This is a genomic window from Acuticoccus sp. (assembly GCF_965213555.1).
GTDB lineage: Bacteria > Pseudomonadota > Alphaproteobacteria > Rhizobiales > Amorphaceae > Acuticoccus.
This window is the reverse complement of record NZ_OZ243890.1, coordinates 2,705,981-2,731,375: the sequence shown is the minus strand read 5'-3', so window position 1 is coordinate 2,731,375 and position 25,395 is coordinate 2,705,981. Positions and strand designations below refer to the sequence as shown.

The 25,395-nt window shown below is 71.1% G+C and carries 25 protein-coding genes; 11 read left to right on the top strand and 14 right to left on the bottom strand.

What is annotated here, in order from left to right:
* The first annotated feature begins 9 nt into the window (after window positions 1-9).
* The gene (locus ACOOE8_RS12900; RefSeq protein WP_420391858.1) at window positions 10-615 is read left to right on the top strand and encodes a VUT family protein; all 606 of its coding nucleotides are present in this window, start codon (window positions 10-12) and stop codon (window positions 613-615) included.
* On the opposite strand, the gene ACOOE8_RS12895 is transcribed toward ACOOE8_RS12900, so the two are convergent.
* From ACOOE8_RS12895 to hisB, 6 genes are read right to left on the bottom strand one after another with little or no spacing between them, the layout of a single operon-like run.
* On the bottom strand, window positions 612-932 hold the full coding sequence (locus tag ACOOE8_RS12895; RefSeq protein ID WP_420391857.1) for a phosphoribosyl-ATP diphosphatase: 321 nt from the start codon (window positions 930-932) through the stop codon (window positions 612-614). The two genes, ACOOE8_RS12900 and ACOOE8_RS12895, sit on opposite strands and share 4 nt — an antisense overlap.
* Window positions 925-1,692 carry an imidazole glycerol phosphate synthase subunit HisF gene (hisF, locus tag ACOOE8_RS12890; protein ID WP_420391856.1) on the bottom strand — a complete coding sequence of 256 codons (768 nt, stop codon included), beginning with the start codon at window positions 1,690-1,692 and terminating at the stop codon, window positions 925-927. Before hisF ends, ACOOE8_RS12895 begins: the two co-directional genes overlap by 8 nt.
* On the bottom strand, window positions 1,686-2,435 hold the full coding sequence (gene hisA, locus ACOOE8_RS12885) for a 1-(5-phosphoribosyl)-5-[(5-phosphoribosylamino)methylideneamino]imidazole-4-carboxamide isomerase (protein ID WP_420391855.1): 750 nt from the start codon (window positions 2,433-2,435) through the stop codon (window positions 1,686-1,688). The genes hisF and hisA overlap by 7 nt, the downstream gene beginning before the upstream one ends.
* Window positions 2,432-3,082, bottom strand: a complete 651-nt coding sequence (hisH, locus tag ACOOE8_RS12880; protein ID WP_420391854.1) for an imidazole glycerol phosphate synthase subunit HisH — start codon at window positions 3,080-3,082, stop codon at window positions 2,432-2,434. Before hisH ends, hisA begins: the two co-directional genes overlap by 4 nt.
* Complete coding sequence (locus tag ACOOE8_RS12875) at window positions 3,079-3,573, bottom strand: DUF2628 domain-containing protein (protein ID WP_420391853.1); 495 nt, start codon at window positions 3,571-3,573, stop codon at window positions 3,079-3,081. The genes hisH and ACOOE8_RS12875 overlap by 4 nt, the downstream gene beginning before the upstream one ends.
* Complete coding sequence (gene hisB, locus ACOOE8_RS12870; RefSeq protein WP_420394703.1) at window positions 3,570-4,166, bottom strand: imidazoleglycerol-phosphate dehydratase HisB; 597 nt, start codon at window positions 4,164-4,166, stop codon at window positions 3,570-3,572. Before hisB ends, ACOOE8_RS12875 begins: the two co-directional genes overlap by 4 nt.
* A 45-nt stretch (window positions 4,167-4,211) precedes the next feature.
* Here hisB and pyrF point away from each other — a divergent pair, with 45 nt between their 5' ends.
* Genes pyrF through ACOOE8_RS12850 form a run of 4 tightly spaced genes read left to right on the top strand, consistent with a single transcriptional unit; the run spans window position 4,212 to window position 7,385 of the window.
* Window positions 4,212-4,946 carry an orotidine-5'-phosphate decarboxylase gene (pyrF, locus tag ACOOE8_RS12865; RefSeq protein ID WP_420391852.1) on the top strand — a complete coding sequence of 245 codons (735 nt, stop codon included), beginning with the start codon at window positions 4,212-4,214 and terminating at the stop codon, window positions 4,944-4,946.
* Between the two features lie 24 nt (window positions 4,947-4,970).
* On the top strand, window positions 4,971-5,636 hold the full coding sequence (locus tag ACOOE8_RS12860) for an arylesterase (protein WP_420391851.1): 666 nt from the start codon (window positions 4,971-4,973) through the stop codon (window positions 5,634-5,636).
* A gap of 5 nt (window positions 5,637-5,641) precedes the next feature.
* A complete protein-coding gene (locus ACOOE8_RS12855) occupies window positions 5,642-6,277 on the top strand; it encodes a Pr6Pr family membrane protein (RefSeq protein ID WP_420391850.1) in 636 nt (211 codons plus the stop codon).
* A 52-nt stretch (window positions 6,278-6,329) separates the two neighbouring features.
* Window positions 6,330-7,385: an aldo/keto reductase gene (locus ACOOE8_RS12850; protein ID WP_420391849.1), complete on the top strand. Its 1,056-nt coding sequence runs from the start codon at window positions 6,330-6,332 to the stop codon at window positions 7,383-7,385.
* A 15-nt stretch (window positions 7,386-7,400) separates the two neighbouring features.
* Here ACOOE8_RS12850 and ACOOE8_RS12845 read toward each other — a convergent pair whose 3' ends face one another.
* The 8 genes from ACOOE8_RS12845 to ACOOE8_RS12810 all read right to left on the bottom strand — a co-directional run bounded on the left by ACOOE8_RS12845 (window position 7,401) and on the right by ACOOE8_RS12810 (window position 16,967).
* Complete coding sequence (locus ACOOE8_RS12845; RefSeq protein WP_420391848.1) at window positions 7,401-7,580, bottom strand: hypothetical protein; 180 nt, start codon at window positions 7,578-7,580, stop codon at window positions 7,401-7,403.
* A gap of 101 nt (window positions 7,581-7,681) precedes the next feature.
* On the bottom strand, window positions 7,682-8,449 hold the full coding sequence (locus ACOOE8_RS12840; protein ID WP_420391847.1) for a M48 family metallopeptidase: 768 nt from the start codon (window positions 8,447-8,449) through the stop codon (window positions 7,682-7,684).
* 130 nt (window positions 8,450-8,579) lie between these two features.
* Entirely contained in the window at window positions 8,580-10,199 is a 1,620-nt protein-coding gene (locus tag ACOOE8_RS12835) for an ABC transporter ATP-binding protein (protein WP_420391846.1), read from the bottom strand.
* A gap of 76 nt (window positions 10,200-10,275) precedes the next feature.
* On the bottom strand, window positions 10,276-11,583 hold the full coding sequence (locus tag ACOOE8_RS12830) for an ABC transporter permease (RefSeq protein WP_420391845.1): 1,308 nt from the start codon (window positions 11,581-11,583) through the stop codon (window positions 10,276-10,278).
* A gap of 2 nt (window positions 11,584-11,585) precedes the next feature.
* Window positions 11,586-12,698: a microcin C ABC transporter permease YejB gene (locus ACOOE8_RS12825; RefSeq protein WP_420391844.1), complete on the bottom strand. Its 1,113-nt coding sequence runs from the start codon at window positions 12,696-12,698 to the stop codon at window positions 11,586-11,588.
* Between the two features lie 28 nt (window positions 12,699-12,726).
* Window positions 12,727-14,568 carry an extracellular solute-binding protein gene (locus ACOOE8_RS12820; RefSeq protein WP_420391843.1) on the bottom strand — a complete coding sequence of 614 codons (1,842 nt, stop codon included), beginning with the start codon at window positions 14,566-14,568 and terminating at the stop codon, window positions 12,727-12,729.
* Window positions 14,565-16,466 (bottom strand): extracellular solute-binding protein, encoded by a 1,902-nt coding sequence (locus ACOOE8_RS12815; RefSeq protein ID WP_420391842.1) that lies wholly within the window; start codon window positions 16,464-16,466, stop codon window positions 14,565-14,567. Before ACOOE8_RS12815 ends, ACOOE8_RS12820 begins: the two co-directional genes overlap by 4 nt.
* 105 nt (window positions 16,467-16,571) lie before the next feature.
* Window positions 16,572-16,967: an MAPEG family protein gene (locus ACOOE8_RS12810; protein WP_420391841.1), complete on the bottom strand. Its 396-nt coding sequence runs from the start codon at window positions 16,965-16,967 to the stop codon at window positions 16,572-16,574.
* Window positions 16,968-17,066: 99 nt separating this feature from the next.
* Here ACOOE8_RS12810 and ACOOE8_RS12805 point away from each other — a divergent pair, with 99 nt between their 5' ends.
* From ACOOE8_RS12805 to ACOOE8_RS12780, 6 genes are all read left to right on the top strand, one after another.
* Window positions 17,067-19,202 carry a protein-disulfide reductase DsbD family protein gene (locus ACOOE8_RS12805; protein WP_420391840.1) on the top strand — a complete coding sequence of 712 codons (2,136 nt, stop codon included), beginning with the start codon at window positions 17,067-17,069 and terminating at the stop codon, window positions 19,200-19,202.
* An 8-nt stretch (window positions 19,203-19,210) separates the two neighbouring features.
* On the top strand, window positions 19,211-20,404 hold the full coding sequence (locus ACOOE8_RS12800; protein ID WP_420391839.1) for an ABC transporter substrate-binding protein: 1,194 nt from the start codon (window positions 19,211-19,213) through the stop codon (window positions 20,402-20,404).
* A gap of 83 nt (window positions 20,405-20,487) precedes the next feature.
* A complete protein-coding gene (nth, locus tag ACOOE8_RS12795; protein ID WP_420391838.1) occupies window positions 20,488-21,225 on the top strand; it encodes an endonuclease III in 738 nt (245 codons plus the stop codon).
* Window positions 21,226-21,283: 58 nt separating this feature from the next.
* A complete protein-coding gene (gene otsB, locus ACOOE8_RS12790) occupies window positions 21,284-22,012 on the top strand; it encodes a trehalose-phosphatase (RefSeq protein ID WP_420391837.1) in 729 nt (242 codons plus the stop codon).
* On the top strand, window positions 22,009-23,784 hold the full coding sequence (locus tag ACOOE8_RS12785; RefSeq protein ID WP_420391836.1) for a glycoside hydrolase family 15 protein: 1,776 nt from the start codon (window positions 22,009-22,011) through the stop codon (window positions 23,782-23,784). Before otsB ends, ACOOE8_RS12785 begins: the two co-directional genes overlap by 4 nt.
* A 134-nt stretch (window positions 23,785-23,918) precedes the next feature.
* Window positions 23,919-25,355 (top strand): alpha,alpha-trehalose-phosphate synthase (UDP-forming), encoded by a 1,437-nt coding sequence (locus ACOOE8_RS12780; protein ID WP_420391835.1) that lies wholly within the window; start codon window positions 23,919-23,921, stop codon window positions 25,353-25,355.
* Window positions 25,356-25,395: the final 40 nt, after the last annotated feature.

Sequence of the window (25,395 nt, the reverse complement as noted above, 5' to 3'; positions counted from 1 at the left end):
AGCTCCAGCGTGGTCTCGGTCCGGGCCTTCCTCGTCGCGGTGTCGGCGATGGCTGCGGTGGTCGTCGCCTCCAACGTCCTCGTGCAGTTCCCGGTCGACGGACGGCTTGGCACGGTCGATCTCGCCGACGTCCTGACCTGGGGCGCGTTCACCTACCCGCTCGCGTTCCTCGTCACGGACGTCGTCAACCGCAACTTCGGTCCCCGCACGGCGCGGCTCGTGGCGCTGTCGGGCTTCAGCGTCGCCGTCGTCATGTCCTTGGCCCTTGCCACGCCGCGCATCGCGTTGGCGTCCGGGACCGCCTTCCTCGCCGCCCAGCTCCTCGACGTCGCGGTGTTCGACCGGCTGCGCCATGGCGCGTGGTGGCGCGCGCCGCTCGCCTCATCCGCGGTGGCGTCGGCGCTCGACACCGCCGTGTTCTTCGCCCTGGCCTTCGCCGCGGTGGTCCCGTTCGGGGTCGACCCGTTCGCGGTGTCGAGCGAACCGATCTTCGGCCTCGCCGGCGCGCCGGAGGCGCCCCGCTGGGTGTCCTGGGCGGTGGGCGACTTCGCGGTAAAGCTCCTCGTCGCTGCCCTCGCGCTCGGCCCCTACCGGCTCGTCACGGTAAGCCGCTAAGGCTCTCGGGCCGCCTTCTCGGCAAGGCCAGAGGTGCCGCTGCGGCGGGCGAGCTCGGCGGTCACGTCGCGCCACGAGAGGTTCGAGACCGCGAGGAGCACCGTGAGGTGGTAGACGACGTCCGCCGCCTCGCGCGTCAGCTCGTCCGGGGCGCGACGCACGGCGGCGATCACGGCCTCCACCGCCTCCTCGCCGAGCTTCTGCGCGCACGCCTCGACGCCGCCCGCTGCGAGACGGCGCGTGTAGGACCCCTCGCCCTCCTCGGCGAGGCGTGCGCGCACCACCCGCTCGAGCGCCTCCATGCCGTACTCAGCCATCGGCCGTCCGCCGCACGGGGATGCCGGCGGCGGCCATGTGCGCCTTCGCCTCGGCGATGGTGTAGGTGCCGAAGTGGAAGATCGAGGCCGCGAGCACCGCCTCCGCGTGGCCCTCCAGCACCGCGTCCACCAGGTGGTCCAGGGTTCCGGCGCCACCCGATGCGATGACCGGGATCGTCACGGCGTCGGCCACGGCCCGGGTGAGCGCCGTGTCGAAGCCCTCCTTGGTGCCGTCCGCATCCATCGAGGTCAGCAGGATCTCGCCCGCGCCGAGCGCCTCCATCTTGCGGGCGAACTCGACGACGTCGACCCCGGTCGCGCGGCGACCGCCATGGGTGAACACCTCCCAGTGGTCGCCGTGCTTCTTGGCGTCGATGGCGACGACGATGCACTGGGCGCCGAACTTTTCCGCGGCGCGGCCCACGAAGGATGGGTCGCGGACGGCAGCCGTGTTGATCGAGACCTTGTCGGCGCCGGCGAGGAGCAGCGAGCGGATGTCGGAGATCGTGCGCACACCGCCGCCGACGGTGAGTGGCATGAAGCACTCCTCCGCGGTCCGCCGAACGACGTCGAACAGGATCGAGCGCTCGTCCGACGATGCCGTGATGTCGAGGAACGTGAGCTCGTCCGCGCCGGCCGCGTCGTACGCCTTGGCGGCCTCCACGGGATCGCCGGCGTCGACGAGGTCCTCGAACCGCACGCCCTTCACGATCCGGCCGGCAAGGACGTCGAGGCAAGGGATGATGCGCTTCTTCAGCATGCGACGGGTCCGCCGACGCGCTGGGGCAGCACAGCGAGCGCGGCCCGGGCGTCGAGCGTGCCGTCGTAGAGCGCGCGGCCGACGATGGCGCCGGCGAGGCCGGCCGCCTCCGGAGCTGCGAGCCGGGCAACGTCCACCACGCCGGCGAACCCGCCCGAGGCGATCACTGGCGTCGTCACCGCCCGGGCGATGGCGAGCGTCTCGGTGAGGTTGAGCCCGGTGCCCATGCCGTCGCGGGCGATGTCGGTGTGGACGATGGCGGCGACGCCGGCGTCCTCGTAGGCGAGCGCGAGGTCCCGTGCGGTCATGTCGGTGGTCGCCGCCCACCCGGCGACGGCGACGCGGCCGTCGCGCGCGTCGATCCCCACCACGATGCGCCCCGGGTGGGCGCGGCACGCGGCGCGCACGAGGTTCGGATCGCGCGCCGCGGCCGTGCCGAGGACGACCCTGTCGACGCCGCGGGCAAGCCAGCCCTCGATGGCCGTCATCGTGCGGATGCCGCCGCCGAGCTGCACCGGCGCGTCCGTCGCCGACAGGATCGCCGCAACCGCCTCCGCGTTGCGGCCCTCGCCGGCGAAAGCGCCGTCGAGGTCCACCACGTGAAGGTGGGTGAAGCCGACCTTCGCGAAGCGTCGCGCCGCCTCCGCGGGATCCTTCGAGTAGACCGTCGCCCGGTCCATGGCGCCCTGCTCCAGCCGCACGCACGCCCCACCCTTGAGGTCGATGGCCGGGTAGAGGATCACGGCTGCCACTTGAGGAAGTTGGCGATGAGGCGCAGGCCGAGCGCCTGGCTCTTCTCCGGGTGGAACTGGGTGCCGACGACGGTGTCTCGGGCGACCACCGCGGCGAACGGGTCCCCGTGGTAGGACAGCGCGAGAACGTCCTCGGGACGCTCGGGCACGATGGCGTAGGAGTGCACGAAGTAGGCGTGCAGACCGTCATCGCCCAGCGGGATGCCCTCGAGCACGGGGTGGGCTCGCTCGGGCGAGAGCGTGTTCCAGCCCATGTGCGGCACCTTGAGCGTGGCACAGCGCGGCTCGATCCGGCGCACCTCGCCACGGATGAGGTCGAGCCCAGGGGTCACCGTGTGCTCGAGCCCGCGGGTCGCGAGGAGCTGCATGCCGACGCACACGCCGAGCAGCGGGATGGCGCGATGGGTGACCGCGTCGAGGATGGCGTCGACCATCCCGGGCGTCGACGACAGCCCCATCATGCAGTCGGCGAACGCGCCGACGCCCGGCAACACGATGCGCTCGGCGCGGGCGATCCGGATCGGGTCGGCGGACACGACGATGGCGTTGGAGAGCTCGGCCTCGCCCGCGGCCCGGATGAACGCCTTCTGCGCGGACCTCAGGTTGCCTGACCCATAATCGACGATGACGACGCTCACCGCGGACCCTCTGGCATCACGCCAAGGACGGGCGGCACCGAGCCGCCCCAGGGGCCCGCCGCGCCGACGGGGGGCGTCGCCCGGGCGCCCCCTGTCGGCGCGCGCAGGAGCGTCGCGTCGGGCTCGCGGCCCGCGAGCCAGCGCCGCTCCGCCTGGTCGAAGCGCTTGCCCTCGACCACCGCCACCATGCTCCAGCCGCGCCGGGCGAGCGACCAGCGCTCGACCGCGCGTGCCTCGAAGCCGAACCAGACCATGAGGACGAGCGCGGTGCTCAGCGCCATCGCCGGCCCGAGCACGAGGCCCGCGGCGACGACGAGGGTTGTTGCGACGACCGCGAACGCGAGCAGGGCGAGCCCCATCCCCCTGGCGAGCAGCCACAGCGGGGGCGACAGCGCAGCGAGCCATGAGAAGCGGTCGGGCACGAGGCGAGCGCGCAACGCGCGCTCGTCGCCCTCGTGGCGGTCGTGCTCCCAGACGGTCCAGACGGTCACAGCGCGCCCTTGGTGGAGGGGATGGCTCCACCCGGCCCAGCGACCCTCACCGCGGCACCCAGCGTCCGCGCCAGCCCCTTGAAGCAGGCCTCGGCGATGTGGTGGTCGTTGTCGCCGTAGAGCGTTTCCACGTGCAGGGTGACGCGCGCGTTCATCGCGAACGCGGTGAAGAACTCGCGCACGAGCTCGGTGTCGAAGCTGCCGATCTTGGCGGTGCGGAACGTCGTGCGGAACACGAGGAACGGCCGGCCCGACACGTCGAGTGCCACGCGCGTCAAGGTGCCGTCCATGGGCAGGTGGCAGTCGGCGTAGCGTGCGATGCCCGCCTTGTCGCCGAGCGCCTCGTGGAGAGCCTGCCCAAGGGCGATGCCGACGTCCTCCACGGTGTGGTGGTCGTCGATGTGTCGGTCCCCCTCCGCCTCAACGACGAGCCCGAGGCCGGAGTGGCGCGCGAGCTGGTCGAGCATGTGGTCGAAGAAGCCGATGCCGGTGGCGGACCGGCGCTCCGGATCGTGCGCATCAAGGTCGACCGCGACGCGCACGCGGGTCTCCGCGGTGCGGCGGACGACCTCGGCGTTCCGGCGGGGGGGCATTTGTGTCATCTGCCGCGCTTCTAGCAAGGTGAAGGGAAGGCGCAAATGGCGGAGTGCGCGACGGACCGGCTCATCCTGGCCCTCGACGTGGCGGACACCGCGGCGGCGGAGCGCCTCGTCGCCGCGACGGAGGGCGTCGTCGGCGTCTACAAGATCGGGCTGGAGTTCGCCCTCGCCGGGGGGATCGGGACCGCCGCCGCGCTCGCCCGGGCCGGCCACCGCGTGTTCCTCGACATGAAGCTCCTCGACATCGGCAACACCGTGGCCGGCGCGACCCGTGCGGCCGGCGCGCTCGGCGCGGCCTACCTCACGGTGCACGCCTACCCGCAGGCCCTCGCCGCCGCGGTGGGCGCGCGGCCGGCCGGGCTGTCCATCGTCGCCGTCACCGTCCTCACCTCCATGGGCGAGGACGACGTCGCCGCCGCGGGCTACGCCGACCGCGTCACGGCCCTCGTCGATCGGCGGATCGCCGCCGCCGTGACGGCGGGGGCCGACGCCATCGTCTGCGCGCCCGGCGAGGCGGCGGCGGCGCGGCGCTCGGGGCTCACCGTCATCACGCCGGGCGTGCGCCTTCCCGCCGATGCCGCCGGCGACCAGCGCCGCGTCGCGACCCCGCAGGAGGCCATCGCCACCGGCGCCGACGCCATCGTCGTCGGCCGCCCCATCGGCGCGTCCGCCGACCCACGCGCGGCGGCCGAGCGGTACCTCGCCGCCATCGAGGAGGGGCTCGCCCTGCGCCGCGCTGCGGCCTCGCCGGATGGAGCGCCGCGCTCTATCTGACGCGCGGTCACTCGGGAGGACGCCATGCGGTTGGCCCGCCGTCACGCCTTGGCAACGCTCGGCCTTTGCGCCGCGACGCTGGCCACGCACGCGCTCGCCCAGTCGCCGCCCTCCGGCGGGGACGGCGAGCCGATCACCCTCGTCGTGCTGGGCGACAGCCTCGTCGCAGGCTACCAGCTCGCGCCGGGCGACGGCTTCGTGCCACAGCTCGAGGCCGCGCTCGAGGCTCGGGGACACGACGTCGACGTCGTCGATGCCGGCGTGTCCGGCGACACCACCTCGTCCGGCCGCGCTAGGCTCGACTGGTCGGTGGGCGAGGACGCCGACGCGGTCGTCGTCGAGCTCGGCGCCAACGACGCGCTGCGCGGCCTCGACCCCGCGACGACGCGCGAGAACCTCACGGCGATCCTCGACCGGCTCGACGAGCGTGGCCTCCCTGTGCTGTTGGCCGGCATGCTCGCGCCGCCCAACCTCGGCGAGGAGTACGGCGCCGCCTTCACCGCGGTCTACGAGGACCTGTCTCGGCGCAACGTCGTGTACTACCCGTTCTTCCTCGATGGCGTCGCCGCCGACCCTTCGCTCAACCTTGCCGACGGGATCCACCCGAGCGCGGAGGGCGTCGCCGTGATCGTGCGCAACATCCTCCCCGAGGTCGAGGAGCTGATCGCCCGGGCCCGGACGGCCGACTGACCCCCGTGGCGAGCCGCGTGATCGCCGCGGTCGCGGCATCGGTGACGGTCGCCGCGCTCGCCTTGCAGGTCGGTCTCACCATCGCGAGCCACCTCGCGGATGGGGAGGGCGTCCTTGCGGCGCTCTGGCGGCTCGCCGGCTTCTTCACCAACTGGGGCAACGCCGCGGCCGCGGTCGTGGCCTCGGCGATGGCGCTTGTCCCCTCCTCCTCCCTCGCTGGGCCGAGGGCGAGGCTCGCGGCGCTCGCCGCCATCGTCCTCGTCGGGATCGTGTTCGCCATCCTGTTGCGGGAGAACCTTACGTCGGCCACCGGGCTGCAGGCCGTCGCCTCACGCTTGTTGCATGACGTGACGCCGGTCCTGTTCGTCCTCGCCTGGGCAGCCTCCGGCCACGGGACGCTGCGCGCGGTGGACGCCGCGTGGGCGCTGGTGCTCCCCGCAGCCTACCTCGCGATCGTGCTGGTGCGTGGGGCCACGGAGGGCTTCGTGCCCTACTGGTTCCTCGACCTCGAGGGGCTCGGGGCCGCGGGCTACGCCCGGAACGCCGCGTTGCTCGCGCTCGCGTTCGCCGCCCTCGGCCTCCTCATCGTCGCCGCCGACCGGACGCTCGGCCGCATCGCCGGGCACGCTCCAGCGCGATAGTCCGCTGCGAGCCCGCTGGGGCGCCCTCCCCTCACCGCCGTCAGGATTGACCATGGACTACCGCCCGCTCGGCCGCACGGACCTTTCCGTGTCGGCGATCTCCCTCGGCACCATGACTTGGGGCCGGCAGAACTCCGCCGACGACGCGTTCGAGCAAATGGACCGCGCGGTGGAGCGTGGCGTCAACCTGTTCGACAACGCCGAGATGTACCCGACGCCGCCCTCGCAGGAGACGCGGTTCCGCTGCGAGGGGATCATGGGCGACTGGCTCGCCGCGAGGCCAGGCGCCCGCGAGAAGGTGATCGTCGCCACCAAGGTCGCCGGCCGCTCGCACATGACGTGGCTGCGCGAGGACGAGCGTCCGCCGCGACTGACGTCACGCGACATCGAGGAGGCGGTAGAGGGCTCCCTGCGCCGCCTGCGCACCGATCGCATCGACCTCTACCAGGTGCACTGGCCGGATCGGATCATGCCGAAGTTCGGCGGCAACCCGACGCTCTTCACCGTCCCGGATGAGGCGGAGGATGAGACCCCCATCGAGGAGACGCTTGAGGCTCTCGGTCGCCTGGTGGACGCGGGAAAGGTGCGCCACGTCGGTGTCAGCAACGAGTCGACCTGGGGCTTGATGCGCTACCTGAGGGCGTCCGAGGCAAGCGAGCTGCCACGCGTCGCGTCGATCCAGAACGCGTACAGCCTCGTCAACCGCACGTTCGAGATCAACCTTGCTGAGGCGTGCCTGCGCGAGGACGTCGCGCTGCTCGGCTACTCACCGCTGGCCCAAGGGTACCTGACCGGCAAGTACCGCGGCGGCCGCCTGCCGGAAGGCTCGCGCAAGGCGCTGTTCGACCGGCTGCAGCGTTACGAGGGTCCAGGCGCCGTCGAGGCCAACAACCTGTACGTCGGGCTGGCCGAGGATGCCGGGCTCGATCCGGCGCAGATGGCCATCGCGTTCGCGGTCACCCGCCCGTTCATGACGAGCGTGATCGTCGGCGCGACGTCGCTGAAGCAGCTCGACACCGCGCTCGACGCCTTCAACGTCGGGCTGACCGCGGACCTCGTGGACGCGATCAACACCGTTCATCGAGCACGAGGCAACGTCAGCCCTTGACGCTGAGATGGCCGCTCAGCGGTCGGTGCGACGCGTCTCCTTGTGGGTGAAGTTCGGGTCGTCCATGATCGCGGAGTGCTCGTGCTTTGCCTTCGCCCGACCGGCGCGGAAGCGCTGCCAGATCCCGAACAAGACGACGAGGACGAGCGTTGTTACTGCGAGCGTGATGATGAGTGTCGAGTTCGAAAGGTCCATGGCGGCTTCCCCTGCATACACACGCTGAATGGGCTGGCTGCGCGCTCCGTTCCTTGGCTCTGGCGCGGCAAGTGTGCGCGTTCGGCCGTGCAGCCGTCGCTTCAGGGGGTAACGCCGACGGCGTGGAGGGCCCGGCCGTTGGTGCGCAACCACGCCCGTGCCCGCGCATGTTGCGGGTCTAGCAGGGCGTTCAGCCGCCAGAAGGCCGGCGAGTGGTTGAGCTCAACAAGGTGGGCCACCTCGTGGGCCGCGACATAACGCAGCACGAAGGGCGGCGCGAGGACGAGCCTCCAGGAGAAGGACAGGACGCCGGTCGGGCTGCACGAGCCCCATTGCGCGCGGGTATCCTTCACGCGCACGGCGGTTGGCGTACGCGCCACCCTCGCGGCGTAGTGTGCCACCGCGGCCGTGAGGTCGGCGCGGGCCTCCGACGTCAGCCACGTCCTGAGGCGGCGTGGCAGATGCTCCGGTGCACCGGGGACCCACAACGTCGGCCCGTCTTGCTCAGCACCCACCCGCACCACGCCGCGCACGGTGCCAGTCGCACGCACCACGTGTGGCACTCCACGGAGCGGCACCACCGCACCGTCGGCGAACGCGACCGTCGGCGAGCGCTCCGCCAGTCGCGCAGCGAGCCACCCCGACTGGCTGGCCACGAAGCGCTCGGCAGCCGGCAGCGGCGCACGAAGCGGGATCGTGACCACGGGTCGAGCACCGCCGGGCGGAACGCGCAGCGTCATGCGCCTGGCACGGGAGACGCGCCGCACGTCGATGGCCGTCGGCCCGCACGGCAGCCGCGCGAGGATCTCCTCGCGCTGCGCGACACCGCCTGAGGCGACGACGGCTCCGGCTCCGACGAGGCGTCTCACGCGGTGCCGGACGGCTCGGTCTGCGCATTGGCATCCCGGCGCATGGGGTACGGGACGACGCTGGGACGTGACATGCCGACCTTCTGGCGCACGAGCCAATTAAGCATGGACGGAAACGATGAACGAAGGGTCAGTCCGCCGCGACGCCAACGGGCGCGGGTTCGTGGCGGAGCGCCGCTGCCATCAGCGCCTTCGTGTAGTCCGTCTCAGGCGCGTCGAAGATCCTCGCCGTCGGCCCGCGCTCGACCACCTTGCCGCCCCGCATCACCACGACCTCGCTCGCCAGCGCGCGCACCACCTGAAGGTCGTGGCTGATGAACACGAAGGTGAGGTCGCGCCGGCGCTGCACGTTGCGCAACAGGTCGACGACCTGGGCCTGCACCGAGCGGTCGAGTGCACTGGTCGGCTCGTCGAGCACGATGAAGTCGGGCTCCAGCACCAGCGCGCGGGCGATGGCGATGCGCTGACGCTGCCCGCCGGAGAACTCGTGCGGGTAGCGCTCGCGCGTTGCGGGGTCGAGGCCGACCTCCTCCAGCGCCTTAGCGACCCGCGCGTCGCGGGCAGCGGCGTCGAGGCCGGTGTGGATCCTCAGCCCCTCTGCGATGATGGCGCCGACGGACATGCGCGGCGACAGCGAGCCGTAGGGGTCCTGGAAGACGATCTGCATCTTCGAGCGCAGCGGCCGCATGCGCGCCCACGAACGCCCGTCGATGGCCTCGCCCATGAAGACGATCGTGCCGTTCGAGGGAATGAGCCGCAGGATCGCAAAGCCCAGCGTCGACTTGCCCGACCCGGACTCGCCGACGATGCCAAGCGTCTCGCCGCGCCGTACGGTGACGTCGATGCCGTCGACCGCCCGCACGTGGTCGACGGTGCGGCGGAGCAGCCCGCGGCGGACCGGGAAGTACACCTTGAGGCCCCGCGCCTCGACCACGATGGGCGCGTCAGGCCGCAGCGCTGGCGGCTCGCCCTTGGGCTCGGCGGCGAGGAGGTGGCGCGTGTAGGCGTGGCGCGGCCGGTCGAACACGTCCGCGGTCGCACCCTCTTCGACGACCTCGCCGCGGGTCATCACGGCGACGCGGTCCGCGATCCGGCGCACGATGCCGAGGTCGTGGGTGATGAACAGCATCCCCATGCCAAGGCGCGCCTGGATGTCCTTCAAGAGCGCCAGGATCTGGGCCTGCACCGTGACATCGAGCGCGGTCGTCGGCTCGTCGGCGATGAGGAGGTCCGGCTCGTTGGCGAGCGCCATCGCGATCATCACGCGCTGGCGCTGCCCGCCGGAGAGCTGGTGCGGGTAGCTCCTGAGGCGCTGATCGGGATCGGGGATGCCTACCGCGTCGAGGAGCTCCAGCGTCCGCTCGCGCGCCGCGCGCTCGCCGAGCCCACCGTGGACGCGCAGGATCTCGCCGATCTGCTTCTCCACCACGTGGAGCGGGTTGAGCGAGGTCATCGGCTCCTGGAAGATCATCGAGATCGCGTTGCCGCGCACGCGCTGCATCTCCCGCGGCGAGGCGGCGAGGAGGTCGCGGCCGCCGAACAGGATGCGCCCCGAGGGGTGTGAGGCGGCGGGGTAGGGCAGCAGGCGCACCACCGACAGCGCGGTGACCGACTTGCCGGAGCCCGACTCGCCGACCACCGCGAGCGTCTCCCCCTTGTCGAGCGACAGGGACACGCGATCGACCGCGAGCTGCGAGCGCCCCTCCTGACGGAACGCGACGGACAGCTCTTCGATGGCAAGGAGGGTCATCGACGGTACTCGCGTCCAAAGAGATCGTACGTCGACAACTTGCCGCCGCCCTCGCTCGCTCCTGGCACTGCCCCCCTCACGCGAAGGTCTTCCGCGGGTCGAAGGCGTCGCGGACGCCCTCGCCGACGAAGATGAGCAGCGACAGCATGAGGGAAATGACGGCGAAGCCGGTCAGGCCGAGCCAGGGTGCGTTCGGGTTGTTCTTGCCCTGGGCGAGCAGCTCGCCCAAGGAGGCCGACCCCGGCGGCAGGCCGAGGCCGAGGAAGTCCAGCGAGGTCAGCGTGGTGATCGAGCCGGACATGATGAACGGCAGGAACGTAAGGGTCGCCACCATCGCGTTGGGCAACAGGTGGCGCCCCATGATCGTCACCGGGCCGACGCCGAGCGCGCGCGCCGCCGTGACGTACTCGAAGTTGCGCGCGCGCAGAAACTCGGCGCGCACCACGCCGACCAGCGCGACCCAGGAGAACAGCAGGAGGATGCCGAGGAGGAGGAAGAAGCTCGGCGTGAACACGGCCGAGAAGATGAGGATGAGGTAGAGCGAGGGGATCGCCGTCCAGATCTCGATGACGCGCTGGAACAGGAGGTCCGTCCAGCCGCCGACGTAGCCCTGCACCGCGCCCGCCGCGACGCCGATCACCGACGACAGGACGGTGAGGCACAGGCCGAACAGGACGGACAGGCGGAAGCCGTAGATCGCGCGGGCGAGCACGTCGCGACCGAGGTCGTCGGTGCCGAGCCAGTTGTAGTTCCACACCGTGCAGCCCGGGTCGTCGACGCCGGCGGGCAGCTTGGCGCAGCGCTCCTCGCGATCGAACATCCACGACGGCGCCGACGGCAGCGGCGTCGGCGGCGCCTTGTTCTCCACACGGTAGTCGTAGCGGATGGGCGGCCACACCATCCAGCCGTTGGCGGCGATCTCGTCGTGGATGAACGGGTCGCGGTAGTCCGTCCGGGCGTAGAAGCCGCCGAACTTCTCTTCTGGATAGTCGACGAGGACGGGGAACAGGAGCTCGCCCTTGTACATGGCGACGAGCGGCCGGTCGTTGGCCAGGAACTCGGCGAACAGCGACAGCACGAACAGCGGGATGAAGAGCCACAGCGAGACGTAGCCGAGCTTGTGGCGACGGAAGATCTGCCAGCGCCGCGCGTTGATCGTGGTAACGCCGTAGCCGGCGCCGGTGGGAAGCACCGTCGCCTCGCGCTCGGCCGACGGCACGCGCAGGTCGTGGGCCGGGTCGCCGGAGGCGGGCGCGCCGGTCTCCCGCGCGACGGGCGACGCTGCCGCCTGCCGCGGAGCGACGGCCGTCGGCGCATCGGAGGCGACCGCAGGCTCGCCGGCGTGGACGGTGCCGCCGACGGGACTTTTCTGGCGCTCGTCCATCGTCAGACCTCCCGGGACGCGAAGTCGATGCGCGGGTCGACGAAGGTGTAGGTGAGGTCGGTGAGAAGGTTGATGACCAGCGCGAGCAGCGAGAAGACGTAGAGCGTGCCGAACACGATGGGGTAGTCGCGGTCGAAGATGCTCTCGTAGCCAAGGAGCCCGAGCCCCTCGAGGCTGAAGATCGTCTCGATGAGGATCGAGCCAGTAAAGAACGAGCCGATGAACGCTCCGGGGAAGCCGGCGATGATGATGAGCATCGCGTTGCGGAAGACGTGCCCGTAGAGCACCTTGCGCTCAGACAGCCCCTTCATGCGCGCCGTCATCACGTACTGCTTGCGGATCTCCTCGAGGAACGAGTTCTTGGTGAGGAGCGTCGTCGTCGCGAAGGCGGACAGCGACAGCGCGATGAGCGGCAGCGTCAGGTGCCAGAAGTAGTCGAGCACCTTCTCGGGGAGAGACAGCTCCGCAAAGTTCTCGCTGGTCAGCTCGCCGAGCGGGAAGATCTGGAAGAACGAGCCGCCGGCGAACAGGATGACGAGGAGGATCGCGAACAGGAAGCCCGGCACCGCGTAGGCGACGATGATGACGCCGGACGTCCAGGCGTCGAACGTCGAGCCCGAGCGCACGGCCTTGCGGATGCCAAGGGGGATCGAGATGACGTAGGAGATCAGCGTCACCCACAGGCCGAGGGAGATCGACACCGGCAGCGCGTCGACGATGAGGTCCCACACACGCTGGTCGCGGAAGAAGCTCTCGCCGAGGTCGAAGGTCAGGTAGTTCGTGAGCATGAGGACGAAGCGCTCGACGGGCGGCTTGTCGAAGCCGTACTGCCGCTCGAGCTCGGCGATGAGGCCGGGATCGATGCCCTGGGAGCCGCGGTAGACCGAGCCCGAGCCGCCGGTGGCGTCGACGCCCGCGCCGGTCCCCGCGAAGTCGCCCGCCGCCGTGCCGCCGCTGATGCGCGCCGTCGCGCCGACGGCGGTGCCCTGGAGCTCGGCGAGCGAGCGCTCCACCGGGCCACCCGGCGCGAACTGCACGACGATGAACGAGATCAGCAGGATGCCGAAGATCGTCGGCACCATGAGGAGGAGCCGCCGGGCGATGTAGGCGAGCATCAGCGGGGCGTCCGCGGCGGCCGGTTCATCAAGCGTCCTTAGCCCACCAGGTGGTCTCCACCGGCAGGTCGTAGCGCGGCTTCTCGTCCGGGATTCCGAAGGTGTCCCAGTAGGCCACGGTGTGCTCGCCCTTGTACCACTGGGGCACCCAGTAGTGCCCGAGGCGAAGGACGCGGTCGAGGGCGCGGGCCGCGGTCAGCATCTCCTCACGGGTCGATGCGGCGAGCATCGCCTCCACCAGCGCGTCGACGACCGGATCGGCGATGCCCGACATGTTGCGCGAGCCCTCCTGCGCCGCCGCCTCGGACGTGAAGTAGGAGCGGATCGTCTCGTCGGGCGTCGGCGAGAAGGCGTAGCGCCGGGTCACGAGGTCGAAGTCGAAGGAGGCCATGCGCGCCTGGTACTGCGTCGGGTCGACGGGCTTCAGGCGCGCGTCGATGCCGAGCGCCGACAAGGTGTTCGCGTAAGGCAGGAAAATGCGCTCCGAGGTCGGCTCGGACGGGTAGAGGTACTCGACCGTGAGCGGCTCGCCGGCGCCGTTCACCAGGCGCCCGCCGCGCCGCTCCCAACCGGCCGCGGCCAGGAGCTCGCTCGCCCGGCGCAGGAGCGCGCGGTCGCGGCCGGTGGCGTCGGAGGTCGGCGGCGTCCAGGCCGGTCCGAAGACGGCGGGGTCGAGCTCGGCCCGGAACGGCTCGAGGAGGGCGACCTCGGCGGCCGACGGCTCGCCGGTCGCCATCATGTCGGAGTTGATGAAGAACGAGACGGTGCGCCTGTAGGCGCCGTAGAACAGGTTCGCGTTGGTCCACTCGAAGTCGAATGCCAGCGTCAGCGCGAGCCGCGTGCGCGGGTCGGCGAACTTCTCGCGCCGCGTGTTGATGAAGAAGCCCTGTGCCCCGGCCGGCCGCTCGTCGGGGAACGTCGTGCGCACCACCTCGCCGCGCCGCAGCGCAGGGAAGTCGTACTCGATGGCCCAGGTCTTCGAGGTGAACTCCTCGCGGAAGTTGAGCTGCCCCGTCTTGAACGCCTCGAACGCCAAGGTCCGCTCGCGGTGGAACTCCACCCGCACCGTCTCGAAGTTGTTGTGCCCGCGGCCGGTGGCGATGGCATCGCCCCAGTAGTCCGCCCGGCGAGCGAACGCCACGTACCGTCCAGGGTCGAAGGCGCCGACGGTGTAGGGACCGGAGGTCACCGGCACGTCGAGCTTGGCCGCGGTGAAGTCGTTCGCCTCGTAGTACGCGCGGGACAGGATCGGGTAGGTCGCCACCAGCGGCGGCAGTCGGTTCGACGTCCCCTCGGCGAACGTGATCGCCACGGTGCGCCCGTCCACCGCGTCGACGGCCGCGACGTCGGAGAGGGACTGGGCGAGGACGGGATGGCCGGCGCGCGCGATCGTCTCGAGTGACCAGACGACGTCCTCGGCCGTGATCGGCGAGCCATCGGAGAAGGTGATCCCGTCGCGCAGCGTGAACGCATAGCGCAGCCCGTCCACCGCGACGCCCTGCGCGGCGTGGCCGTAGACCGCGTCCGGCTCGTCGAGCCCGCGCACCATGAGGCTCGTGTGGCAGAGCTGCATGAGGGGCGGCGAGTCACCGCGCAGGATGAACATGTTGAAGGTGTTGAACGTCGTCGGGTTCTGGTTGAACGCGAACGACGACGGCACCAGGCGGAGCGCCCCGCCGCGCGGGGCGTCGGGGTTCACGTAATCGAAGTGCGCGAAGTTCGCGGGATGCTTCGGCTCGCCGAACACCGTGAGCGCATGGCGCCGCTCGAGGTCGGCGAGGCTCGTGGCACGGGCCGGCCATGGCGCCGCGACGGCGGCGGCAGCCCCCGCCGAGAGCGTCAGGACGCGCCGCCGGGTGAGGCGGGTCAAGAACGCTCCTCCAGCGCGCCCGCCTTCTCCTCGTCGTACCACCAGATCGTCGGGAAGAAGGCGGCGTAGGGTGGGATCTCCTCCGGCCGGCCGAACCTGTCCCATCGCACCGTGCGGTCGTAGGGCGTGTAGAACAGCGGAATGACGTAGTCGTGGGCGAGGAGCACGCGGTCGAGCGCCTTCGTCGCCGCGACGAGCGTCTCGCGGTCCTCGGCGAGGATCACCCGCTCGATGAGCGCGTCGACCGCGGGATCCTTGATGCCCGCGTAGTTGCGCGATTGCGGCTGGTCCGCCGCCTGTGAGCCCCAGTAACTCGCCTGCTCGTTCCCGGGCGAAGAGGACTGACCCCACCCGAGCGTCGCCACCTCGAAGTCGCGCGAGCGGATGAGCTCGAGGTACTGCGAGGAGTCGACGACGCGGAAGTTGAGGTCGACTCCGATGAGCGCGAGGCTGTTCTTGTAGGGTAGGACGTAACGCTCGGTCGCCGGGGAGTTCGCGACGAAGTCGATGGTGAAGGGCTCGCCGGTCTCGACGTTCACCATCGTGCCGCCCCGGATCTCGTAGCCCGCCTCGCGGAACAGCTGCACCGCCTGGCGCGCGTTCTGCCGCACCGCGTCCGGCGAGCCAGCGACCGGATTGGCGTAGGGCTCGGTGAACACCTCGGGCGGGACGAGGTCGCGCACCTCCTCGAGGATCGCAAGCTCCCGGCCCTCGGGCAGCCCCTCGGCCGCCAGCTCGGTGCCCATGAAGTAGGACGAGATGCGATCGTACTGATCGTAGAAGATCGTGCGCCGCTGGGTCTCGAAGTCGTACATCAGGTTGAGCGCACGGCGCACCCGCGCATCCTGGAACTTCGGCAGCCGAAGGTTCATCACGAACGCCTGCATCACGCCGGTCGCCTCGGTGGGGAACGCCTCCATCACGACGTCGCCACGTTCGGCCGCCGCGAAGTCGTAGCCCGTCGCCCAGTTCTTCGCGCTGTTCTCCTCGCGGAAGTCGAACCGGTCGCCCTTGAACGCCTCGACGATGATCGTCTGGTCCCGGTACGTGTCGTAGCGGATCGTGTCGAAGTTGTTCTTGCCCACCTGCGTCGGGTGGTCGGCCGCCCAGTAGTCCTCGACGCGCTCGTACTCGACGAAGCGGCCCGGCTCGAAGCGGGCGATGCGGTACGGGCCGGAGCCGAGCGGCGGCTCCAGCGTCCCCTCGGTGATGGAGCGCTGCTCGCCGTCCGCCCCCTCGCCGGTCCACCACGCCTTGGGGAGCGGGCGCAGCTGGCCGACGATGTGCGGCAGCTCGCGGTTGCCCGCCCGTGCGAAGGTGAAGCGCACGGTGCGCTCGGCGACGACCTCGGCCGACACCACGTCTTGGTAGTAGAAGCGCAGGTTGGGGTCAGCGGCCTTCTCCGCCTCCAAGGTCCAGGCGACGTCCTCCGCCGTGATGGGCGTGCCGTCGTGCCAGCGCGCGTCGGGGTCGATGCGGTACTCCACCCAGGCGTAGTCGTCGGGGTAGCGCACCGCCTCGGCGATGAGCGGGTAGGCGCCGGAGATGTTCAACTCGTCGAACGCCGGCGCCATCAGGGGATCGTAGGTGAGGAGGATGCCGGGCGCGGGGTTGCCGCGGGTGAGCACCGGGTTGAACGAATCGTAGCCCGACGGATCGGCGAGGCGCACCCGCCCGCCCTTCGGCGCGTCCGGGTTGACGTAGTCGAAGTGCGCGAACCCCGGCGCGTAGCCCGGCTCGCCGGTGAGCGCCGTCGCGTGACGCCACTCGGGCTCCGCGCCCCCGCCGGACGATGCCCCCGCGGCCGCCTGCCCGCCCGCCGCGGGCTGCGAGGCATCCTGGGCGGTTGCAGGAACGGCAGTCAGCAGCAGCGCGAGCGCCCAGAGCGTGGCACGCATGGCACAACCTCCACGAATGATGCGGCTGAGATTATCGACCGGGCCCGCCCGCGCAAGCCGACGGGTTCGTGTCTGAACGAGATGTAATCGCTGCGGTGCGCGAGCTCACGCCCACAGCGAGGCGGTGAAGATGGCGACCGAGGCGCCGAACCCGACCGAGAACAGCCCCGAGCGCACCAGCGAGAGGTTGGCGTAGTACGCCAGCGTGTAGAGCACGCGCGTAGCGATGAAGACGAGCGCCAACGCGTCCACCCAGCCCCGGTCGGCCCCGGTGATGGTGGCGACGAGGACGGCGACGGCGAACAGCGCGAAGGCCTCGAAGCCGTTCTGGTGGGCGGCGAACGCGCGCCGCCTGAGGCCGGTCTGCTGGGCGTGCCGGGCGCGCGGGTCGCGGTTGTCGAGTTCGGGGTCGAACTTCGCCGGGTAGACCGCAAGGATCGGGAGCACGGCCGCGGCGAGCACGCACCACAGCGCGATGGTGAACGGGACGTCCGATGGCATGGGGCGGGCCCTTTCGTTCGCACGAACGTGACGCCTGCCGGTTTGCGGCATGGTTCAGGTGGGACTAGATCAGCTACAGCCCCCACGGAACCCCGCTCGATGCCGCGCGTCGTCCTCCTCGTCCTTGCAGCGCTCATCGCGGGCCTCATGCCGGCCCGCGCGACCGTCGCGACCATCGCGGCGGAGCACATCGAGGCGGAGATCGCCCTGCGCAACGTCGTCACCGCGCCGGGCGAGGCGGTGGACGTCGCGATCCGGCACGAGGTCGCGCCCGGCTGGCACACCTACTGGATCAACCCCGGCGACTCCGGGGAGCCACCGATCCTCGACTGGTCGCTCGAGGGCGGCTCTGCCGGCGACCTGCGCTTCCCGGCCCCCGAGGCACTGCCGTACCCGCCGTTGATGAACCACGGTTATGAGGAGCGCTTCACGCTCCTCACCGACCTCACGGTGCCCTCCGACTGGCCGGTGGGGAGGCCGTGGCCGGTCAGCGTGCGGATCGACTGGCTGGTGTGCGCGGACATCTGCATCCCCGAGGGCGGGACGGCGTCCTTCGAGGTGCCGACCGGACCATTGAGCGAGGCCGACTCCGGCGTCGCCTTCACCTTCGTCCAGGCGGAGTGGGCGCTGCCTGAGCCGAGCGATGCCCCTGCGACCTATGAGCGCGAGGATGGCCGCCTCCTTCTGACGGTGCCCGGAGCGACGGCTCAGGACGCGCACTTCTTCGCGTTCGATCGGCAGGCGATCGCCCACGCCGAGCCGCAGGAGGCGGTGCCGACGGCCGACGGGGTGCGCCTCACCCTCGTCCCCGGTCGCGGAGCGCTCGACGGCACCCTGTCCGGCGTCCTGACGACCGCGGACGGTGCGGTCCGCCTCACCGCGACCGGGGCGCCCGACATGGCACCGCTCGCCGCCGCTGCGCCCGCAGCACCCGTCGCGCTGCCGGTCGCTCCGGAGGAGGCGGTGCCATCGACGGCGACCGGGCCTCGGGGGGCGACGCTGGCGCTGTGGCAGGCGGCGGGGCTCGCCTTCCTCGGAGGGCTGTTGCTCAACCTGATGCCGTGCGTCTTCCCGGTGCTCGCGGTGAAGGCGCTGGGCCTCGTCGCCCACGCCGACGAGCGGCCGGCGCGCAGGGCGGCCGTCGGGGCCGCCTACACCGCGGGCGTCCTCGTCACCCTCGCCATCGTGGCATCGGTCCTCCTCGGGCTGCGCGCCGCGGGCGAAGCCGTCGGCTGGGGCTTCCAGCTCCAGTCGCCGGAGTTCGTCGCGACGATGACGCTCCTCCTGTTCCTGTTCGGGCTGAACCTGTCGGGCGTCTTCGAGGTCGGCGCGGCGCTGACCCGCTTCGGGGGCGTCGGCGCCACCTCGGGGCCGGCAGCCGCCTTCTCCACCGGCCTCCTCGCCGTCGTCGTCGCGACGCCGTGCACGGCGCCCTTCATGGGTCCGGCCATGGGCGCCGCCCTCGTCGCAGCCCCGTCCTACGCGGCGGCAGTTTTCGCGGCGCTCGGGATCGGCCTAGCGCTGCCGTTCGCCGCGCTCGCCGTGGCCCCCGGTGCCGCGCGCCTCCTGCCGCGGCCTGGGGTGTGGATGGTCCGCGTGCGCCAGGCGCTCGCCTTCCCGCTCTACCTCACCGCGGCATGGCTCCTGTGGGTGCTCGCCCAGCTCACGTCGGTGGATGCGCTGCTGTTCGCCCTCGCGGCGCTGGTGCTCGCGGCGCTCGCGGCCTGGCTCTACGGCCTCTCCCAGCGCGGCGACGGACCCTCCCACCGCGCAGCGACGGGGCTCGCGGCAGCCGCGCTCGCCGCAGCGCTCGTCGCGCTGTGGCCTGCCGTCGGCGCCGGACCTGCAAGCGCGATCGCAGCTCGCGCCCCCGGTGGGGAGGCAGTCGCCGCCGACGGCTCGGCCTTCATCTACACGCCCGAGCGGCTTGCCACGCTGCGTGCCGCGGAGCGCCCCGTGTTCCTCAACGTCACCGCAGCCTGGTGCATCACCTGCAAGGTGAACGAGCGCACCGTCCTCGCGAGCGACGCGTTCCGCACGGCCCTCGTCGACCACGGCGTCACCTACCTCATGGCGGACTGGACGCGGCGCGACCCTGACGTCACGCGCCTCATCGAACGGTTCGGCCGCGCCGGTGTTCCGCTCTACGTGCACTACCCGGCGACGGGAGATCCCGTCGTGCTGCCGCAGATCCTGTCGTCCTCCCGCCTCGAGGCGGCGTTCTCCGGAGGCTGAGCCTGGCCGTGCGCGCAACACTCCACGTCCTGATCGTCACCGCCGCGCTCGCTGGGCCAGCCGGTGCGCAGTCACCGTCGCTGCCCAGCTTCTCCGACTGGGAGGCGGTGGTGGAGGCCGCACGCGGGCAGACGGTGGACTGGTACGCGTGGGGCGGCGAGACGCACATCAACGACTACATCGCTTGGGTCGGTGGCGAGGCCGAAGCGCGCTACGGCATCACCGTGAACCACGTGAAGGTGACGGACACAGCCGAGGCCGTCGCCCGCGTCCTCGCCGAGAAGGCGGCCGGGCGTTCGTCGGGCGGCGCCGTCGACCTCGTGTGGATCAACGGCGAGAACTTCGTCGCGATGCAGGAGAACGACCTCCTCCTGGAAGGCCGCTGGGCCGAGGCCTTGCCCAATCGCGACCTCGTCGACATGGCGCGCTACGGCGACGCGATCCGCACCGACTTCGGCGTCGACGTGCGCGGGCAGGAGAGCCCCTGGGGGCGCGCCCAGCTCGCGATGATCTACGACGCGGAGCGCACGCGCGAGCCGCCGAAATCCCTCGCCGGGCTCCGCCGCTTCGCCGAGGCGAACCCCGGGCGCTTCACCTATCCCCAGCCGCCCAACTTCACCGGGACGACCTTCCTCAAGCAGGTCCTTCTTGACACCGTCCAGGACCGCGCGGTGCTCTACGAGCCGGCGGGCGAAAACGCCGCGGAGGTCGTTCGCGACGCGCTGCTCCCCTTCCTCGAGGCGCTGCATCCGCACCTGTGGCGGTCGGGCGAGGGGTTCCCGGAGGGCGTCGGCGACCTCAGGCGGCTCTACGCCGACGGCGAGATCGAGCTCGCGCTGACCGGGAACCCCTCGGACGCGGTGGCCGGCGTGAACGACGGCCTCCTGCCCCCAGCCTCGCGGATCGCGGCGTTCGAGGGCGGGACCATCGGCAACGTGCACTTCGTCGCGGTCCCGTGGAACGCGCAGGACGTTGCCGGCGCGCTGGTGCTCGCGAACCTGCTCCTCGAGCCCGACGCGCAGGCGCGCAAGGCCGACCCTGCCCATTGGGGGGACCCCACCGTGCTCGACGTCGACGCGCTGCCGGACGAGGCGCGCGCCGCGTTCGGCGAGGGCGTCGAGGTGGATGCGCCGACGCTTGCCGAGCCGCACGCGTCGTGGACGCCGATCATCGAGCGTGTTTGGGCCGAGGCATTCCTGTGACCGGTCGCCCCTCGCAGACCACTTCGGCGCGGACGAGAAGGGCGGGCCGGGAGGCAGAGGCCCGGACGACGAAGGCGCCGGCCGTGGTCACTGCGGAGGAGGCCGCGGGCGGGCCGCCGCGGCCGGCCTCGCCAGCCTCCGCGGCAAAGCCTCGCACGCTGAAGCGCTCGCGATACACGAAGATCGAGGCTAAGGCCGTGTTCGAGCGCCTGGCGGAGGCGCTCCCCGAGCCGCAGTCAGAGCTCACGTTCCAGAACCCGTTCACCCTCCTTGTCGCCGTCGTCCTGTCGGCGCAGGCGACGGACGCGGGCGTCAACCGCGCCACCGGCCCGCTGTTCGCGCAGGCGGACACCCCGGCGGCGATGCTGGCGCTCGGCGAGGACAGGGTGCGCGAGCACATCAAGTCCATCGGGCTGTTCAACACCAAGGCGAAGAACGTCATCGCCCTGTCGCGCGCCATCGTCGAGGAGCACGGCGGCGAGGTGCCGGCGGACCGCGCCGCGCTGCAGGCGCTGCCCGGCGTCGGCCGCAAGACGGCGAACGTCGTGCTCAACGTCGCGTTCGGCCAACCGACCATCGCCGTGGACACGCACATCTTCCGCGTCGGCAACAGGCTCGGCCTCGCCCCGGGGAGGACGCCCGACGAGGTGGAGCGCGCGCTCGAGAAGGTGGTGCCCGCGCGCTTCCTCCACGGCGCGCACCACTGGCTCATCCTCCATGGCCGGCACGTGTGCAAGGCGCGGCGTCCGCTGTGCGAGGCGTGCGTGATCTACGACCTTTGCAAGGCAACCGAGCGGCGAGTGTTGCCCCCAACAGGTTGAATCGGCATGGTCCGCGCGGCGGCCGCGTGGGACCGTCCCCGAGCGATCTGGAAGCCTCATGACCCCACCCGTCCCGGACCGGCCCGCGCTGTTCCTCGACTTCGACGGCACCCTCGTCGAGATCGCCGACCGCCCGGACGGCGTCGTGGTCGCGCCGTCGCTCCACGACCTCATCGAGCGCGCGGTCGCACGAACCGATGGCGCCGTCGCCGTGGTGTCCGGCCGGCCGGTGAAGGAGATCGACCGCTTCCTCGGCATCCCCATCGCCGCGGCCGGCATGCACGGGCTGGAGTTCCGCCGCACGCCCGGTGGTGAGATCGAGCATCAGCCGGCCCCGCCGGAGATGGACACGCTGCGCAAGCGCATCGCCGACTTCCCCTTCATGGGGTCGAGCGGCGTCGTCATGGAGGACAAGGGCGCCGGCCTCGCGGTGCACTACCGTGCCGAGCCATCGCGTCAGGAGGACGTGGTCGCCGCCATGGATCGGGCCACCGAGGACCTCGACACGCTCCACCTCATCCACGGCAAGATGGTGGTCGAGGCCAAGCGCCGCGGCTTCGACAAGGGCGCCGCGGTCCGCGCCTTCCTGGAGCGCGCGCCGTTCGCCGGCCGCACGCCGATCTTCATCGGCGACGACGTGACGGACGAGGACGGCATCCGCGCCGCCAACGCCGCCGGTGGTTACGGCATCAAGGTCGGCGAAGGCAGCACCGATGCGCCCCACCGCCTGCCGGACGTCGCAGCAGTGCACGCCTGGCTCGCAGCGCTGGCGGGCGTCCCGGCGTGACGACGCTCGCGCTCGGCATCATCGGCAACTGCTCGGTCTCCGCCCTCGTCGACGACCGCGCCAACATCGTCTGGTGGTGCCTGCCGCGACCCGACGGCGACCCGGTCTTCCACTCCCTCCTCGGCACCAACGGCAACGATGGCGACGGGGAGTACGCGATCCTCATCGAGGATCACTCGCACTCCGAGCAGAGCTACATCGAGAACACGGCGATCCTGCGCACCCGCCTCGTGGCCTCGGACGGCTCGACGGTGGAGATCGACGACTTCTGCCCGCGCTTCCTGTCGCGCGGCCGCAGCTTCCGCCCGGCCCAGATCGTGCGGCGGATGCGCCCCGTGTCGGGCCGGCCGCGCGTCCGCATCGTGCTGCGCCCGCGCTTCCACTTCGGGACCGAGGTGCCGCAGATCACGTCGGGCTCCAACCACGTGCGCTACGTCGGCGAGGGCATGGCGCTGCGCCTCACCACGGACGCGCCGATCACCTACATCCGCGACGAGACCTACTTCGTCCTGGAACGCGAGATGACGCTGTTCCTCGGCCCGGACGAATCGCTCACCGGCAGCCCCGCCTCCATCGGCCGCGAGTTCGAGGAGGAGACCGACGCCTACTGGCGGAACTGGTCGTTGCGGCTCGCCCTGCCGCTCGAGTGGCAGGAGGCGGTGATCCGCGCCGCCATCACACTGAAGCTGTGCACCTTCGAGGAGACGGGTGCCATCGTCGCCGCGGTCACCACCTCGATCCCCGAGGCCTTCGGGTCGCAGCGCAACTGGGACTACCGCTACTGCTGGTTGCGCGACGCGTTCTTCGTCGTCCGCGCGCTGAACGCGCTCAGCGACATGCAGACGCTGGAGAACTACCTCGCCTACATCCGCGACATCATCGCGCTGACCAAGGGCGAGCACGTGCAGCCAGTGTTCGGCATCGGCCTCGAGGAGGCGCTGGTCGAGCGCGTCGAGGAGTTGCCCGGCTTCCGCGGTATGGGGCCGGTGCGCGTCGGCAACCAGGCCTACGAGCACCGCCAGCACGATGTGTACGGCAACATCGTGCTCGCCGCCGCCCAGTCCTTCTTCGACCGCCGGCTCCTGCGCCGCGGCTCGATGCAGGACTTCCGCCACCTCGAGGTGATCGGCGACCGCGCATACATGCTCTATGACCAGCCGGACGCCGGCATCTGGGAGCTGCGCACCAGGGCGCGCGTGCATAGCTCCTCCTCGCTGATGTGCTGGGCGGCGCTCGACCGCCTCGCCAAGATCGCCAACCAGCTCGGCCTTAGCCCCAAGCATTGGCGCTCCCGTGCGAACGAGGTGCACGCGCGCATCTGCGAGGAGGCGTGGTCGGACAAGGCGGGAGCGTTCGTCGAGTCCTTCGGCGGCGAGGACCTCGACGCCTCGCTCCTCCTCATGGCGGAGGTCGGCTTCCTCGACCCGCTCGACCCGCGCTTCGTCGCCACGGTCGGCCGCATCGGCGAGAAGCTGCGCCGCGGCAACCACCTCTATCGCTACCACGCGCCGGACGACTTCGGTCGGCCGGAAACCGCGTTCAACGTGTGCACCTTCTGGTACATCGACGCGCTGGGGCGGATGGACCGCCGCGAGGAGGCGCGCGAGATCTACGAGACGATGCTGTCGTGCCGCAACCACCTCGGGCTGTTGTCGGAGGACGTCGACCCGGCGACGAACGAGCTCTGGGGCAACTTCCCGCAGACCTACTCGATGGTCGGCATCATCAACGGCGCGGTCCGCCTCTCCCGCCGCTGGGACAAGGTGGTCTGACGGCTCGTCCGTCGGACGTCATCCAAGGCCGGTGGACGCTGGGCGCGCGGATGGTCGCGCCTTCATGGGCGGTACCGACTTCCCAAGCTCGGCACCGGGATGCTTTATAGGGCCTCCCATCGAAAGGCCGGCCCATGACCCGCATCGTCGTCGTGTCGAACCGCGTCGGCCCGCTGAGCGACACCGGACGTGCCGGTGGCCTCGCGGTCGCGCTCGTCGACGTGCTGCGCGACCGTGGGGGCCTGTGGTTCGGCTGGTCCGGCGAAGTGTCCGAGGAGGGCACGTTCGGACCGCTGCAGTTCCATGAGGACGGCAACGTCTCCACTGCGACGATCGACGTCGCCCAGGCGGACTTCGACGAGTTCTACGCCGGCTTCGCGAACCGCGCGCTGTGGCCGACGATGCACTACAGGCTCGACCTCACCGACTTCGACAAGCGTCTGGAGCAGGGCTACCGCAGGGTCAACGAGCGCTTCGCGAACCGCCTTGTGCCGCTGCTGCGACCGGACGACATCGTGTGGGTCCACGACTACCACTTCTTCTTCTTCGGCGAGGAGCTGCGGCGCGCCGGCGTGACCAACCCCATCGGCTACTTCCTGCACATCCCGTTCCCCGTGCCGGAGGTGCTGACGGCGCTGCCCAACCACCGGCGGCTCGCCGAGGCGATGTCGGCCTACGACCTCGTCGGCTTCCAGACCAACAATCACCTCGAGGCGTTCGAGCGCTACCTCCTCGAGGAGGCGGACGGGGTACGCAACGCGGACGGCTCGATCTCTGCCTTCGGCCAGACCGTGCTGGCGGACGCCTTCCCCATCGGCATCGACGCCGGCGCGTTCTCGAAGTTCCACGAGGCGGACGAGGGGGCGGAGAACCTCACGCTCATGCGCCGCGAGCTCGACGGCCAGCGCCAGATCGTCGGCGTCGATCGGATCGACTACTCCAAGGGCTTGCCCCAGCGCTTCGAGGCCTTCGAGCGGCTCTTGGAGCTCTACCCGGAGCACAAGGGCCAGGTGCGGCTCCTGCAGATCGCGCCGCCGTCGCGCTCGGAGGTGCGGGCCTACCTGCAGATCCAACGCCTTCTGGAGGGCCTTTCAGGGCGCATCAACGGGCGCTTCGCCGACCTCGATTGGACACCGATCCACCTGATCAGCCGCTCCTTCCCGCGCCGCGCGCTGGCCGGCATCTACCGGGCCTCGGCCGTCGGGCTCGTAACGCCCCTGCGCGACGGCATGAACCTTGTGGCCAAGGAGTACGTTGCCGCTCAGGACCCGGAGGACCCTGGAGTGCTCGTGTTGTCGCGCTTCGCCGGTGCCGTCGAGGAGATGACCGAGGCTGTGATCGTCAACCCCTACTCCATCGACGAGCTGGCGGAGGGACTGCGCCAAGCGATCCGCATGCCGCGTGAAGAGCGGATCGAGCGCTGGCGCGCGCTCAACGAGAAGGTCACCACGAACACCGCCGCAGCGTGGTCGCGCCGCTACCTCGACCGGCTGACGGCCATCCACCCTCCGGCCGCTGCCGAGTACGACGGGCCGAGGGCCGGCGTGCGTGACGAGGTGCCTTCAGCTTGACCGAACCCCTGACTGCAAGGCGCTCGATCCGTGGTGCGCG

Coding starts and splice junctions, on each gene's coding strand:
- otsB (WP_420391837.1), top strand. CDS start 21,284: ATGACCCCACCCGTCCCGGACCGGCCCGCGCTGTTCCTCGACTTCGAC.
- pyrF (WP_420391852.1), top strand. CDS start 4,212: ATGGCGGAGTGCGCGACGGACCGGCTCATCCTGGCCCTCGACGTGGCG.
- ACOOE8_RS12850 (WP_420391849.1), top strand. CDS start 6,330: ATGGACTACCGCCCGCTCGGCCGCACGGACCTTTCCGTGTCGGCGATC.
- ACOOE8_RS12845 (WP_420391848.1), bottom strand. CDS start 7,580: ATGGACCTTTCGAACTCGACACTCATCATCACGCTCGCAGTAACAACG.
- ACOOE8_RS12780 (WP_420391835.1), top strand. CDS start 23,919: ATGACCCGCATCGTCGTCGTGTCGAACCGCGTCGGCCCGCTGAGCGAC.
- ACOOE8_RS12825 (WP_420391844.1), bottom strand. CDS start 12,698: ATGCTCGCCTACATCGCCCGGCGGCTCCTCCTCATGGTGCCGACGATC.
- ACOOE8_RS12815 (WP_420391842.1), bottom strand. CDS start 16,466: ATGCGTGCCACGCTCTGGGCGCTCGCGCTGCTGCTGACTGCCGTTCCT.
- ACOOE8_RS12810 (WP_420391841.1), bottom strand. CDS start 16,967: ATGCCATCGGACGTCCCGTTCACCATCGCGCTGTGGTGCGTGCTCGCC.
- ACOOE8_RS12805 (WP_420391840.1), top strand. CDS start 17,067: ATGCCGCGCGTCGTCCTCCTCGTCCTTGCAGCGCTCATCGCGGGCCTC.
- ACOOE8_RS12860 (WP_420391851.1), top strand. CDS start 4,971: ATGCGGTTGGCCCGCCGTCACGCCTTGGCAACGCTCGGCCTTTGCGCC.
- hisB (WP_420394703.1), bottom strand. CDS start 4,166: ATGCCCCCCCGCCGGAACGCCGAGGTCGTCCGCCGCACCGCGGAGACC.
- hisF (WP_420391856.1), bottom strand. CDS start 1,692: ATGCTGAAGAAGCGCATCATCCCTTGCCTCGACGTCCTTGCCGGCCGG.
- ACOOE8_RS12835 (WP_420391846.1), bottom strand. CDS start 10,199: ATGACCCTCCTTGCCATCGAAGAGCTGTCCGTCGCGTTCCGTCAGGAG.
- ACOOE8_RS12830 (WP_420391845.1), bottom strand. CDS start 11,583: ATGGACGAGCGCCAGAAAAGTCCCGTCGGCGGCACCGTCCACGCCGGC.
- ACOOE8_RS12895 (WP_420391857.1), bottom strand. CDS start 932: ATGGCTGAGTACGGCATGGAGGCGCTCGAGCGGGTGGTGCGCGCACGC.